At 73.9% G+C, this 12,470-nt stretch carries 13 protein-coding genes; 8 read left to right on the top strand and 5 right to left on the bottom strand.

Features of this window, described 5'->3' with window-relative positions:
* Positions 1–48 precede the first annotated feature (48 nt).
* From sepH to D7M15_RS23185, 3 genes are all read right to left on the bottom strand, one after another.
* Positions 49–1,143: a septation protein SepH gene (sepH, locus tag D7M15_RS23175; protein ID WP_121519265.1), complete on the bottom strand. Its 1,095-nt coding sequence runs from the start codon at positions 1,141–1,143 to the stop codon at positions 49–51.
* Positions 1,144–1,799: 656 nt separating this feature from the next.
* On the bottom strand, positions 1,800–3,137 hold the full coding sequence (locus tag D7M15_RS23180; RefSeq protein ID WP_121519266.1) for a D-arabinono-1,4-lactone oxidase: 1,338 nt from the start codon (positions 3,135–3,137) through the stop codon (positions 1,800–1,802).
* A complete protein-coding gene (locus D7M15_RS23185; protein WP_121519267.1) occupies positions 3,079–4,344 on the bottom strand; it encodes an MFS transporter in 1,266 nt (421 codons plus the stop codon). The genes D7M15_RS23180 and D7M15_RS23185 overlap by 59 nt, the downstream gene beginning before the upstream one ends.
* A 160-nt stretch (positions 4,345–4,504) precedes the next feature.
* On the opposite strand from D7M15_RS23185, the gene D7M15_RS23190 reads away from it, so the two are divergent.
* Positions 4,505–5,617, top strand: coding sequence for a ferrochelatase (locus D7M15_RS23190; RefSeq protein WP_121519268.1), 1,113 nt, complete (start codon positions 4,505–4,507; stop codon positions 5,615–5,617).
* A 79-nt stretch (positions 5,618–5,696) separates the two neighbouring features.
* Positions 5,697–6,569 carry an inositol monophosphatase family protein gene (locus tag D7M15_RS23195; protein ID WP_121519269.1) on the top strand — a complete coding sequence of 291 codons (873 nt, stop codon included), beginning with the start codon at positions 5,697–5,699 and terminating at the stop codon, positions 6,567–6,569.
* Positions 6,570–6,697: 128 nt separating this feature from the next.
* Here D7M15_RS23195 and D7M15_RS23200 read toward each other — a convergent pair whose 3' ends face one another.
* On the bottom strand, positions 6,698–6,877 hold the full coding sequence (locus tag D7M15_RS23200; protein ID WP_121519270.1) for a hypothetical protein: 180 nt from the start codon (positions 6,875–6,877) through the stop codon (positions 6,698–6,700).
* Between the two features lie 368 nt (positions 6,878–7,245).
* Between D7M15_RS23200 and D7M15_RS23205 the strand changes: the two genes are divergently transcribed.
* The 4 genes from D7M15_RS23205 to D7M15_RS23220 all read left to right on the top strand — a co-directional run bounded on the left by D7M15_RS23205 (position 7,246) and on the right by D7M15_RS23220 (position 10,734).
* A complete protein-coding gene (locus D7M15_RS23205; RefSeq protein ID WP_121519271.1) occupies positions 7,246–7,899 on the top strand; it encodes a response regulator transcription factor in 654 nt (217 codons plus the stop codon).
* 4 nt (positions 7,900–7,903) lie between these two features.
* Entirely contained in the window at positions 7,904–9,169 is a 1,266-nt protein-coding gene (locus D7M15_RS23210) for a HAMP domain-containing sensor histidine kinase (protein WP_121519272.1), read from the top strand.
* A 393-nt stretch (positions 9,170–9,562) separates the two neighbouring features.
* On the top strand, positions 9,563–9,862 hold the full coding sequence (locus D7M15_RS23215; RefSeq protein ID WP_023528427.1) for a DUF4193 domain-containing protein: 300 nt from the start codon (positions 9,563–9,565) through the stop codon (positions 9,860–9,862).
* Positions 9,863–9,993: 131 nt separating this feature from the next.
* Positions 9,994–10,734, top strand: a complete 741-nt coding sequence (locus D7M15_RS23220; RefSeq protein ID WP_240649718.1) for a hypothetical protein — start codon at positions 9,994–9,996, stop codon at positions 10,732–10,734.
* A gap of 37 nt (positions 10,735–10,771) precedes the next feature.
* Here D7M15_RS23220 and D7M15_RS23225 read toward each other — a convergent pair whose 3' ends face one another.
* Positions 10,772–11,287, bottom strand: coding sequence for a DUF3093 domain-containing protein (locus tag D7M15_RS23225; protein WP_121519273.1), 516 nt, complete (start codon positions 11,285–11,287; stop codon positions 10,772–10,774).
* Between the two features lie 58 nt (positions 11,288–11,345).
* Here D7M15_RS23225 and D7M15_RS23230 point away from each other — a divergent pair, with 58 nt between their 5' ends.
* Both D7M15_RS23230 and dut read left to right on the top strand, forming a co-directional pair.
* A complete protein-coding gene (locus tag D7M15_RS23230; RefSeq protein WP_240649435.1) occupies positions 11,346–11,939 on the top strand; it encodes a PaaI family thioesterase in 594 nt (197 codons plus the stop codon).
* Positions 11,936–12,469, top strand: coding sequence for a dUTP diphosphatase (dut, locus tag D7M15_RS23235; RefSeq protein WP_121519275.1), 534 nt, complete (start codon positions 11,936–11,938; stop codon positions 12,467–12,469). Before D7M15_RS23230 ends, dut begins: the two co-directional genes overlap by 4 nt.
* The last annotated feature ends 1 nt before the right edge of the window (position 12,470 follow it).

Consider the following 12,470-nt stretch of genomic DNA (forward strand, 5'->3'; position numbering starts at 1 on the left):
TGGTCCCGCGGCGGGGTGGAGCTGTGCGCCCCGCCCCGCCGCCGCGGATCAGTCCTTCTTCCGGCGCGTGCCGAAGACGATCTCGTCCCAACTCGGCACCGCCGCACGGCGGCCCGGACGCACGCCGTCCGCCTCCGCCTGCCGGTCGGTGTTGCCCGTCAGCCGGTCGCGGTGCGCGCCGACCGAACGGGGCATCAGCACGTCCGCGTACGCCGACCCGGCGCTGGCCGCCGGAGCCGGGGGCTCCACCGCCTCGTCCTCCTCGGCGTCCTCCACCGGCGGCTGCTCGGCGGCCGGGGCCTCCGGGGGAGGCGGCAGCGCGGGCGGCGCGGGTGCCTCCGGTACGACCATGTCGCCGCGGAAGCTGGGCACCGCCTCCAGCAGGCTGGTGAGCGAGTCGGACCCGCCGACGGCCTCGCCGTCGCCCGCGTCCGCGGCGGGCGCCGGGTCGAACTCGGCGGTCCGCTCGGTGCGTTCGGCCCGCTCCGCCCGCTCGCGCTCGTGCCGCTCGCCGCGGTCCCGGGGGAGCCGGGCGATGCGGGGCACGAATGGGAAGCTCGGCTCCGGGGTGTCGTCGGTCTCCCCGATGAGGCCGCGCGCCTCGTCGCCGACCGCCTGCACGAGGCGGCGCGGCGGGTCGTACGTCCAGGTCGCGGTGCGCGGCTCGCCCGCCAGCGAGTAGGTGAGCAGGACCTCCCAGGTGCCGTCGTCACGGCGCCACGAGTCCCACTGCGCGGTGTCCTTGTCGGCCCCGCGCAGCAGCAGCCGTTCGGAGACGGCCTCGCCCAGCTGCGGGCCGGTGTTCTCGCCGGGGCGGCGTACGGGCGTCTTGCGGGCCCGCTCGGCCATGAACGCCCGTTCCGCCAGGACCGGTCCCTCGAAACGGCGCACCCGCTCCACGGGGATGCCCGCGAGCTGCGCGACCTCCTCGGCCGACGCGCCCGCCCGGATACGGGCCTGGATGTCGCGGGGGCGGAGGTGGCTCTCCACCTCGATCTCGATCTGGCCGAGCCGGGCACGGTCGTTCCGTACGGCGGCGCGCAGGCGCTCATCGATCGGAAGGGTGTATTCCGTGCTGTCGGCAGCCTTGAGCACCAGCCGTGTGCCGTCGTTGCTGACGGCCACGACACGCAGTTCGGGCATGGGAACCTCCCGGGTGGTGCCTGCCGACGTCACGTGCGTCGCTGCTCCCGCTAGACGAGTGTGGCCTGCCCGGGGGCAGCCCTGCTACAACTTTGCCGACATGCCCGGCGCGTCAATTCCGGGCCCTGATCCGCCGTGCTGACACGGTCACCTGCCACCACTCACGGTGACGGCGGTCACCCTGAGCTGTGCTGTCGGGTTGGAGTCGAGGCCAGGGCTCGTCACACTACTCCATTCGTGCCATCGGGGGTGGATCGACGCGCCACCGAACTTGCGCGCGCGCCCGCCCGTTGGGCCTCCCGTCGGACCAACGCCCGCCGTCCGGGCGCGCGTTGTCCCGGGGAAGCCCTACAAACGGAACTTTCCCTCCGGGGCAAGCCTCTCGTATCGCGGCATGTCGGGGGAAACGCGCGGCAGCCGCCCGAGAGGGGCGAGACGGGACGAACCGGGCTTCCCGGAGTGGCGGCGAAGATGGGCGGATCGCCGTAAACATGCCGTGTGCGGCGGGCCCGCGCCGACCGGGACCCGGCGGCCGCGACGGGATCGCCACGGGCGGGTGACCCGTGTCAACCACCGCGTCGGGCCCGCCCGTTCGCGTGCCGTTCCGGCCCGCCCCGCGCCCGTACGGGCATCCGCCGCCCGGCCGCCGGTTCCGCTCAGTCGCCCAACACCCGCCGCAGGTAGTCGTTGCCGAACACCCGCCCCGGGTCCAGCCGGTCGCGCAGCGCCGTGAACTCCGCGAACCGCGGGTAGACGCCCGCCAGGTACGCCGCGTCCCGCGAGTGCAGCTTGCCCCAGTGCGGGCGCCCGCCGTGCGCCGTCATGATCCGTTCCGCCGCCGTGAAGTACGCCTCGTGCGGCGTCCCCCGGTACGTGTGCACCGCGATGTACGCCGTCTCCCGCCCGCCCGCCGTGGACAGCGGGATGTCGTCGGCCGGGGCGACCCGCACCTCGACGGGGAAGCTGACGCGGTGCGGGGACCGTTCCACCATCGCCTTCAGCTCGCGCAGCGCCGCCACCGCCGCCTCGCGCGGCACCGCGTACTCCATCTCCACGAAGCGCACCCGCCGCGGGCTGGTGAACACGCGGTACGGGACGTCGGTGTACGTACGGGCCGACAGCGCCCGGCTGGACAGCCGCGCGATGCCCGGCACGGCGCCCGGTACGGCCTTGCCCAGCGCGCAGGCCGCCTGGAACACGCCGTTGGACAGCAGTTCGTCGTCCACCCAGCCGCGTACGCGCGGCAGCGGCCGGGCGGGGCCGGGGCTGCGGTTGTTCCGCTTGGTGTTGCAGCCGTCGGTGTGCGGGAACCAGTAGAACTCGAAGTGCTCGTTCTCGGTGGCCAGCCGGTCGAACTCCGCGGTCACCCGGTCGAAGCCCATCGGCTCCTCCCGCGCGGTGAGCAGGAAGACCGGTTCGACGGCGAACGTGATCTCGCTGATCACGCCGAGCGCCCCGAGGCCGATCCGGGCCCCCGCGAAGACGTCCCCGTGCTCGCTCGCCGAGCAGCGCAGCACCGAGCCGTCGGCGAGGACCAGTTCGAGCCCGCGGATCTGCGCCGCGATCGACGCCGACTCGCGCCCGGTGCCGTGCGTGCCGGTGCTGACGGCGCCGGACACCGTCTGCTCCATGATGTCGCCCATGTTCGTGAGGGACAGGCCCTCGCCCGCGAGCACCTCGTTGAGCTGCCGCAACGGGGTGCCCGCCGCGACCGTCACCGTGCCGCGCTCGCGGTCGATCTCCCGTACGCCGCTGAGCCGTTCGGGCCGCAGCAGCACCCCGGTGGTGGCCGCCACGGACGTGAACGAGTGCCCCGAGCCGACCGCCTTCACCGTCAACCCGTCCTCGGCGGCCCGGCGTACGGCCTCCGCCAGCGCGGCCGTCGACGACGGCGCGACGGTACGCAGCGGCCGGGTGCCGACGTTGCCCGCCCAGTTACGCCACGTCGGACCGTTCCGTGCCGTCCGCGCCGTCCTTGCCGTCGGCCCGTTCATGTACGACCACCCCTCCCAGGGTCCGCCCGGCCCGCGGCCGCAGCCGCCGGTGGCCGAGCAACGCCACCACCGCGGCGAGCGCCCCGGCCGCCGCGGGGACCCCGTACGCGTCCTCCGCCCCGTACGCGTCGACCGCGCGGCCCGCCGCCGACGAGCCGAACGCCACCCCGACGGCCAGCCCCGTGCTGATCCACGTCATGCCCTCGGTCAACCCGGCCCGCGGCACCAGCTGCTCGACCAGGCCCACGGTGGTCACCATCGTCGGGGCGATCGTGAGGCCCGCGACGAACAGCGCCACCGCCAGCGACCGCAGGTCCCCTACCAGTTGGAGGGGGATCATACTCACGGCCATCGCGGCCACGCCCAGCAGCCAGCGCCGGGGCGCGGGCGACGCGAAGTGCAGCAGCCCGTACACCGTGCCCGCGACGACGGACCCCAGCGCGTACCCCGCCAGCAGCACGCTCGCCAGCGCCTTGCGCCCGTGGTCCTCGGCGAACGCCACGGTCACCACGTCCACCGAGCCGAAGATCGCCCCCGTGAACACGAACGCCGCCACCAGCACCGGCAGCCCCGGCGTCCGCAGCGCGGAGGCCGCCTCCCGCCGCGTACGGCCGTGCGGCTCCGGCTCGGTGTCCCGCTGCGCGCACAGCCACAGCACGCCCACCGCCAGGCACGCCGCCGCCAGCAGCGGCCCCGCCTCCGGGAACCAGCCCGTGCACAGGCCGATCGACAGCAGCGGGCCGACCACGAAGCACGACTCGTCCACCACCGACTCGAACGCGAGCGCCGAGTGCAGCAGCCGCCGGTCCGGGCAGACCGCCGCCCACCGCGTACGGACCATCGAGCCGACGCTCGGCGTGCAGCCCGACGCCGCCGCGCACGCGAACAGCGCCCACTCCGGCGCGTCCGCCCGCACGCACAGCACCAGCCCCGCCACCGACAGCACGGACACCAGCACCACCGGCCGCAGCACGCGCCGCTGCCCGTACCGGTCGACGAGCCGGGAGATCTGCGGGCTGAACACGGCCACCGACAGGGCCAGCGTCGCCGTCAGCGCGCCCGCCAGCCCGTACCGGCCGGTGCGCTGCGACACCATCGTCACGACACCGATGGCCAGCATCGACAGGGAGAGCCGCCCGACGAACCCGGCGGCGGAGAACGACCGGCTGCCGGGGACGGCGAAGATCGCGCGGTAGGGGCCGGGCAACCGGCAGGGACTGGGCATGGCTGTGCTCGTGGGCCTCCGTCGACTCGTCGCCCGCCGCCGGTCCCGTAGGACCGGCGGGCGGGGCACCTGACGCGGCCGGACAGCCTACGGGCGGGAGCCGCCCCCGCGCCTCCCCGTTCCGGATGGCAGGATCGGACCCATGCCCGACGTGCCAGACGCAAGCCCGTACGACGCCCTGCTGCTGCTCTCCTTCGGCGGCCCGGAGGGACCCGACGACGTCGTCCCCTTCCTGGAGAACGTCACGCGCGGCCGGGGCATCCCCCGCGAACGGCTGGAGGAGGTCGGGCAGCACTACTTCCTCTTCGGCGGCGTCAGCCCCATCAACGCCCAGAACCGCGTCCTGCTCGACGCGCTGCGCCGCGACTTCGCCGCCCACGGCCTGGACCTCCCCGTGTACTGGGGGAACCGGAACTGGGCCCCGTACCTCACCGACACCCTCCGCGAGATCACGCGCGCCGGGCACCGCCGCGTCCTGACGCTCGCCACCAGCGCGTACGCCTCGTACTCCGGCTGCCGCCAGTACCGCGAGAACCTCGCGGAATCCCTCGCCGCGCTCACCGCCGAGGGCCTGGAGCCGCCCCGCGTCGACAAGCTCCGGCACTACTTCAACCACCCCGGCTTCCTCGACCCCGTCGCCGACGGCGTCGTCGCCTCCCTCGGTGAACTGCCCGCCGCCGTACGGGACGGCGCGCACCTCGTCTTCACCACCCACTCCATCCCCGACGCGGCCGCCGACTCCGCGGGCCCCGAGGGCGGCGCGTACGTCGCGCAGCACCTGGACGCGGCCCGGCTGGTCGCCGCCGCCGTACGGGACGCCACCGGCGTCGACCACCCCTGGCAGCTCGTCTACCAGTCCCGCAGCGGCCCCCCGCACATACCGTGGCTGGAGCCCGACGTCTGCGACCACCTGGCGGAGCTGCGCGCGGCCGACGCCCCGGCCGCCGTCATGGTGCCGATCGGCTTCGTGTCGGACCACATGGAGGTCCTGTACGACCTCGACACCGAGGCGCTGGCGAAGGCCGAGGAGCTGGGCCTGCCCGTCGTACGGTCCGCCACCGTCGGCGCCGACCCGCGGTTCGCCGCCGCCGTACGGGAGCTGACCCTGGAGCGCGCCGCCACCGAACGCGGCGGGTGCCCGGAGCGCCGCGCGCGCGGCGCGCTCGGGCCGAGCCACGACGTGTGCCCGAAGGGCTGCTGCCCGGCCCGCGTCGAGCGGCCCGCGGCGGCGGGCGCGGACAGCCCGTACCCCTGAGCGCCACCGCCGGGCCCGTACGCCCGTCGGCACCCGCCCGCCCGTGACCCTCCGTACGCCCGCACCACCGAGGAGCACCGTGAACGAAGCGCAAGCCCCGCCGCCCGGCCCCGCCGACCGGCTCGACCAGCTCAAGGCCGACCTGCTCGAACTCGCCCTCGCCGCCGCCCACCGCGCCGGGGCCCTGCTGCACGAGGGCCGCCCCGACGACCTGGGGGTCGCCGCGACCAAGTCCAGCCCCGTCGACGTCGTCACGGAGATGGACGTCGCGGCCGACCGGCTGATCACCGGCTTCCTCGCGGAGCACCGCCCCGACGACACCTTCCTCGCGGAGGAGAGCGGCCTCTCCGGCGCGACCGGCGACGGCACCGACCCGGACGCGGCCGGGGGCAGCGGCGTGCGCTGGGTCATCGACCCGCTCGACGGCACCGTCAACTACCTCTACGGGCTGCCCAGCTGGGGCGTGTCCATCGCCGCCGAGTACGGGGGCGAGACGGTCGTCGGCGTCGTCGAGGTGCCGAGCCGGGGCGAGACGTTCCGCGCGGTGCTCGGCCACGGCGCGTTCCTCAACGCCAAGCCGATCAGCTGCCGCCCGTCGCCGCCGCTGGACGAGGCGCTCGTCGGCACCGGCTTCAACTACGTGCGGAGCCGCCGTACGGCCCAGGCGGAGGTCGCCCGGCAGCTCGTCCCGCGGCTGCGCGACATCCGCCGCTCCGGCTCCGCGGCGCTCGACCTGTGCGACGTCGCCGCCGGGCGGCTGGACGGCTTCTACGAGCGCGGCCTGAACCCGTGGGACTACGCCGCGGGCGAACTCGTCGCGCGCGAGGCGGGCGCCCTCTCCGGCGGCCGCCCCGGCGGGCCGCCGGACGGCGACCTGACGGTGGTCGCGTCGCCCGGCGTCTTCACCGCGCTCCAGCCGCTGCTCGACGAACTCGGCGCCTGGCACGACTGAACCGCCGGGCACGGGCAGGCGTACACCGCCCCCGGACACGCCTCGGCCCCGGCGCACCAGGTGCGCCGGGGCCGTGTGCGGTCCGCCGGGCGGGTCCGGGCCGGGGCCCGCGCCCGCCGTGCGGGCGGTCAGCAGGGCGACTTCGCGGGCCCTACGTCGACGCCGTGCTCCGCCGCCAGCCGGAGCAGGTCCTCCAGCTCGGCCTGCTCGACGTCCACGAGGAAGTCGTCGCCCGACCGGCGGGCCTGGATCAGGTCGGACTCGGTGGTCTCTATACGGTGCAGGATGCCTGCGGTGAACGCGTCCATGGGTGCGCCCCCTCGTCATGTGTCGGTGGCACGGGGGTGTGCCGAGGGTACGAAAGGTGATCACGTGCGTGGTTCCCGAGCAGGTCGGCAGCCGATCGGCTTGCCGCCGGGCAGGGCGTGATCCGGGGTGTGAAACCGTCCTCCCCACCGGAAACCTCAGAGAAACCTCAACACTCCTGAAAAATCCGTGAGTCCCCGGTACAGCTGTCCGTACGGGTCCCGTACGGATCGCGTACGGGTCTCCGCGCGGGGCCCGGAGTGGCCGCGCGGAGCCCGTGAACAGGCCCTCTTACAGCCGGTTTACGCGTGTTGCGGGCAGGATGGGGGCGGACTCCCCGCCTCCCCCCACCGAAGGAAGGACAGACGCCGTGCGCGTACTCGTCGTCGAGGACGAGCAGTTGCTCGCCGATGCCGTGGCGACCGGCCTCCGCCGCGAGGCCATGGCGGTCGATGTCGTCTACGACGGAGCCGCGGCGCTGGAGCGCATAGACGTCAACGACTACGACGTCGTCGTCCTCGACCGTGACCTTCCGCTCGTGCACGGTGACGACGTGTGCCGCAAGATCGTCGAACTCGGCCTGCCCACACGGGTGCTGATGCTCACCGCCTCCGGCGACGTCAGCGACCGCGTGGCGGGCCTGGAGATCGGCGCGGACGACTACCTGCCCAAGCCCTTCGCGTTCAGCGAGCTGACCGCGCGCGTACGCGCCCTGGGCCGCCGTACGACCACCGCCCTGCCGCCCGTGCTGGAGCGCGCCGGGATCAAGCTCGACCCGAACCGCCGCGAGGTGTTCCGGGACGGCCGCCAGATCCAGCTCGCGCCCAAGGAGTTCGCGGTGCTGGAGGTGCTGCTGCGGAACGACGGGACGGTCGTCTCCGCCGAGCAGCTGCTGGAGAAGGCGTGGGACGAGAACACCGACCCGTTCACCAACGTCGTACGGGTCACCGTGATGACGCTCCGCCGGAAGCTGGGCGAGCCGCCCGTCATCGTGACCGTGCCCGGCGCCGGCTACCGGATCTGAGCCCGTGGCCGCCCCCGCCCAGCCCCCGCCGCCGTCCCACGCCCAGCCGTCCGGGACGCCGCCGAAGCCGACCTGGGACCCGCGCGAACCGGTCCGCCCGTACCCGTGGCTGCGCCCGACCATCCGGATACGCCTGACGCTGCTCTACGGCGGCATGTTCCTCATCGCGGGCATGGTGCTGCTCACGATCATCTACCTGCTCGCCGCGCAGGCCCTGCACGAGGGCAGCTCGCTGCCGTTCCGCGTGCTGAACGCCAACGCCGAGCTGACCTCCGACTCGTGTCCCGGCCTGACCGGGCAGATGCCGAGCGCCGTCTTCATGGAGCGCCTCGGCGACTGCACGGACGCGCAGCGCGCCGTCGCCCTCGACCGGCTGCTGCGCAGCTCCCTGCTGGCGCTGCTGGGGCTGGCCGTGGCGGCCTTCGCGTTCGGCTACGTGATGGCCGGGCGGGTGCTGTCGCCGCTGGGCCGCATCACGCGTACGGCCCGCCAGGTCGCCGGGTCGGACCTGCACAAGCGGATCGAGCTGGAGGGCCCGGACGACGAGCTGAAGGAGCTGTCGGACACCTTCGACGAGATGCTCGACCGGCTGGACCGCGCGTTCACCGCCCAGCAGCGCTTCGTCGCCAACGCCTCGCACGAGCTGCGCACCCCGCTGGCGATCAACCGCACCCTGCTGGAGGTCCAGCTCGCGGACCCCGACGCGGCCCCCGAGGTGCAGCACCTGGGCAAGACGCTGCTGGCCACGAACGAGCGCAGCGAGCAGCTCGTGGAGGGCCTGCTGCTGCTGGCCCGCAGCGAGAACGAGATCGTGGACCGCAAGCCCGTGGACCTCGCGGAGGTGGCCGCGCAGGCCGTCGAGCAGACCCGGGCCGAGGCCGGGACGAAGGGCGTCGAGCTGCGGGGCGTGCGCCACGCCGCGTACGTCCAGGGCAACGGTGTGCTGCTGGAGCGCGTCGCGCTCAACCTCGTGCAGAACGCCACGCGTTACAACCTCCGGGAGGGCGGATGGGTCGAGGTCGGCACGGAGCCGCAGCCGGGTCGCGCGGTGCTCGTGGTGGAGAACACGGGCCCGGCGGTACCGGCGTACGAGGTGGACAACCTCTTCGAGCCCTTCCGGCGTCTACGCATGGAGCGCACCGGCAGCGACAAGGGCGTCGGGCTGGGGCTCTCGATCGTGCGTTCCGTGGCGCGGGCACACGGGGGCACGGTCCACGCGGAGCCGCGGGAGGACGGTGGCCTCGTGGTGCGAGTCGTTCTGCCCGTCTGAGATCATCTCTGCTGGTTGCGGGCCGAGGGGGGTCGTAGTACGGACATCCCGCGGCGACCGGCCCTGGAGCCCCGTTGTGATCGATCACACACGTGGTTTTCCGGACATCCACCATCCGTGAGGACGGATCGGGAAGAAATCCGGGAAAGTCCAGGTTTCCGCAGCTGGTGATCGTGGGCACACCACGGAGTGGCGTGCGCAAAGTGCGACATTCGGACCGTTCACGATCGAGTTCGACACCGTGGCCTCACCTCTTCAGGGGTGCGGTTGGGTGTCGATTGAGTAACAGACCTTGATGTGAGGCAAAATCTCCGCCTCAGGTCGGGCACAAGCTCGGCCTCTCACGCGTTACGAGCGCTGAGACACCACAGAAACCCAGAGGGGGAGAGAGACATGGCAACGGACTACGACACCCCACGCAAGACCGATGATGATGTCAACGAGGACAGCATCGAGGAGCTGAAGGCGCGCCGGAACGACAAGTCGGCGTCCAACGTCGACGTCGACGAGTTCGAGCAGGCCGAGGGCCTCGAACTGCCCGGCGCCGACCTCTCCAACGAGGAGCTGTCCGTGCGGGTGCTCCCGCGCCAGGCGGACGAGTTCACGTGCATGAGCTGCTTCCTGGTGCACCACCGGTCCCAGCTCGCCGCGGAGAAGAACGGCCACCCGATCTGCCGCGACTGCGCGGCCTGACCGGACGCCGGATCTTGGCGGCGGACGACGCACGCGATGCCGAGCGAGGACATCCCGAGGGAGCCTCGCTCGCACCCGTCCCCCTGTCCGGTCGCGGCCCGCTGCGGCTGCGGCGGCGCCGCGACGACGCGGTGGCCGTCGAGGACACGGACGGGGACGAGCGGCGCGAGGGCGAACGGCGCGGGAGGGTCCGCGCGTTCCTCGGCGTCGTCGCGGACCGTGTCGTCGACACCGCGCCCCGCATTCCCGTACGCGAGTTGGAGACGCTGCGTCGGCAGTTCCCGGGACTGGGTCCCGAAGAGATCGCCGACCGGCTCGTCTCCACGGCCACCAAGGGGTCCGCGACGGTGGGGGCCGGGGTGGGCGCGGCGGCGATGATGCCCGTGCCCCCGGCGATGCCCGCCGAGCTGGCGGCCGAGCTGGTCGGGGTCGCCACGGTGGAGCTGAAGCTCATCGCGGAGCTGCACGAGGTGTACGGCTGCCGGGCACCGGGCTCGGCGTCCGAGCGCTCGGCGGCGTACCTGGCCTCCTGGACCACGCAGCGGGGGATCAACCTCACGAAGCCCACCACGCTCAACGCCGCGCTCGGCGGCCAGCTCAAGCGCCGACTGCGGCAGGAGATCATGAAGCGCAGCGTGCGGAACCTGCCGAACCTCGCGCCGTTCATGGTCGGCGCCGCGGTGGGCGCGGTGATGAACAGCCACGACACCGCCCGGCTCGCCCGCAGCGTCCGCGCGGACCTCCGCCGGACGCAGGTCCCCTGGGACGCGCTGCCCCCGGCGCCGGGCACCGTGCCCGGCCTCGGCTCCGGCACGGAGGGCCCCGGTCCGTCCGGCGACGGCAGGACGCTGCCGCCCGGCCGCTCCTCCTGACCCGACCGCTCCGCACCCCGCCCCGTACGGCGTGCCCTCAGCCCGCCGGCGCCGCGTCGTCCTTCCCGGCACCGGCACTGGTGCCGTCGCGGCCCGCGTTCCGCGCCCCGGCCGCCCGCTCCGCGGCCAGCGCCGCCACCAGCCGCTCCGGCTCGCGCGTCGACACGTACACGTAGGGAGTCGGGTCCTCCGGGTCGGTGACCCGGACCCGTACGGCAGTCGGCACGTAGCCGCGCAGCACCATGTGCGCGCGGGGGTCCGCCTTGTACGTGCGCCAGGCGCGCGCCTCCTCCGCGTCCAGCACGTCGGCCTCGCCGAGCGCGGACAGCGGGATGCGGGCGTCGCCCGCGACCAGCGACCCCGCGACGACGCGGACCCGCACCGAGCCGTAGACGCTCACGGCGGCGGACGCCAGCGCCGCCCCGGTCACCAGTCCGCCGAACATCGGCAGGGTGCCCAGCGGCAGCACGATCAGCGCGAGCGCGACCCCGGTCAGGGCGGCCACCAGCCACCAGGAACGGGGTGCCGTGAGGCGTTCGTCGTAGGGCTGCATGCGCCAAGCTTGGCACGGCCGCGTCCCACCGCCCGACTCGGCGGTAAGGTCTGCACACGTGAGTGCTGTAGAACGTCCCAGACCCGCCACGACGCCGCCGCCCGGCGCGGAGGTCCCGGTCCGCCATCCCGACGCCCCCGCCCCCGGCGTGAGTCTGGGCGCCCACTACGACGAGTGCTTCGGCTGCGGCGCGGGGCAGCCCCACGGGCTCCAGTTGGAGGCGCGCGCCGGTGAAGGGGTCGCGGTCACCGCGGAGTTCACCGTGAAGCCCGCGCACCAGGGCGCCCCGGGGCTGGCGCACGGCGGGGTGCTGGCGACCGCGCTGGACGAGACGCTCGGCTCGCTCAACTGGCTGATGCACGTGATCACCGTGACGGGCCGCCTGGAGACGGACTTCGTACGACCCGTACCCGTCGGCACCACCCTCCACCTGGACGCCCGTGCCACGGCACGCGTCGGACGCAAGGTGTACTGCACCGGCACCGGGCGCATCGGCGGCCCGGACGGCCCGGTCGCGGTCCGCGCCGACGCCCTGTTCATCGAGGTGAAGGTCGACCACTTCATCGAGAACGGCCGGGAAGAGGAGATCAGGGCGGCGATGGCGGACCCGGATCAGACCCGGCGGGCGCGCGCGTTCGAGGTGAACCCGTGAGCGGCCCCGTACGCGCCCCCGTCGACGTACTCCTGCGGCGCCTCGACCCGGAGGTGCCGGTCCCCGCGTACGCGCACCCAGGTGACGCCGGGTGCGACCTGGTGACGACCGAGGCCGCCGAACTGGCGCCCGGCGAACGGGCGGTGCTTCCGACGGGACTGGCGATCGCGCTGCCCGACGGGTACGCGGCGTTCGTGCACCCCCGTTCCGGGCTGGCCGCCCGTTGTGGAGTGTCCATGGTGAATGCGCCCGGAACGGTGGACGCCGGGTACCGTGGGGAGATCAAGGTGATCGTGGTCAACCTCGACCCGCGCGAGTCCGTGCGGTTCGAGCGTTTCGACCGGGTCGCCCAACTCGTCGTCCAGCAGGTCGAGAAGGTGCGCTTCCACGAGGTGGCGGAGCTGCCCGGCTCGGCACGGGCCGCGGGGGGCTTCGGTTCGACCGGGGGCCACGCGGGCCGGTCCTCGGGACGGCAGAATGGTTTCGTAGCGGTCGGTTCTGACCAGGACTCCGATCTGAGAGGACAGTGAC

It is taken from the genome of Streptomyces sp. Z26 (assembly GCF_003665095.1).
GTDB lineage: Bacteria > Actinomycetota > Actinomycetes > Streptomycetales > Streptomycetaceae > Streptomyces > Streptomyces phytohabitans.

What these genes read in the sequence shown, in the direction of transcription:
- sepH (WP_121519265.1), bottom strand. Translation starts at nt 1,143, where the DNA reads ATGCCCGAACTGCGTGTCGTGGCCGTCAGCAACGACGGCACACGGCTG.
- D7M15_RS23180 (WP_121519266.1), bottom strand. Translation starts at nt 3,137, where the DNA reads ATGAACGGGCCGACGGCAAGGACGGCGCGGACGGCACGGAACGGTCCG.
- D7M15_RS23190 (WP_121519268.1), top strand. Translation starts at nt 4,505, where the DNA reads ATGCCCGACGTGCCAGACGCAAGCCCGTACGACGCCCTGCTGCTGCTC.
- D7M15_RS23200 (WP_121519270.1), bottom strand. Translation starts at nt 6,877, where the DNA reads ATGGACGCGTTCACCGCAGGCATCCTGCACCGTATAGAGACCACCGAG.
- D7M15_RS23215 (WP_023528427.1), top strand. Translation starts at nt 9,563, where the DNA reads ATGGCAACGGACTACGACACCCCACGCAAGACCGATGATGATGTCAAC.
- D7M15_RS23225 (WP_121519273.1), bottom strand. Translation starts at nt 11,287, where the DNA reads ATGCAGCCCTACGACGAACGCCTCACGGCACCCCGTTCCTGGTGGCTG.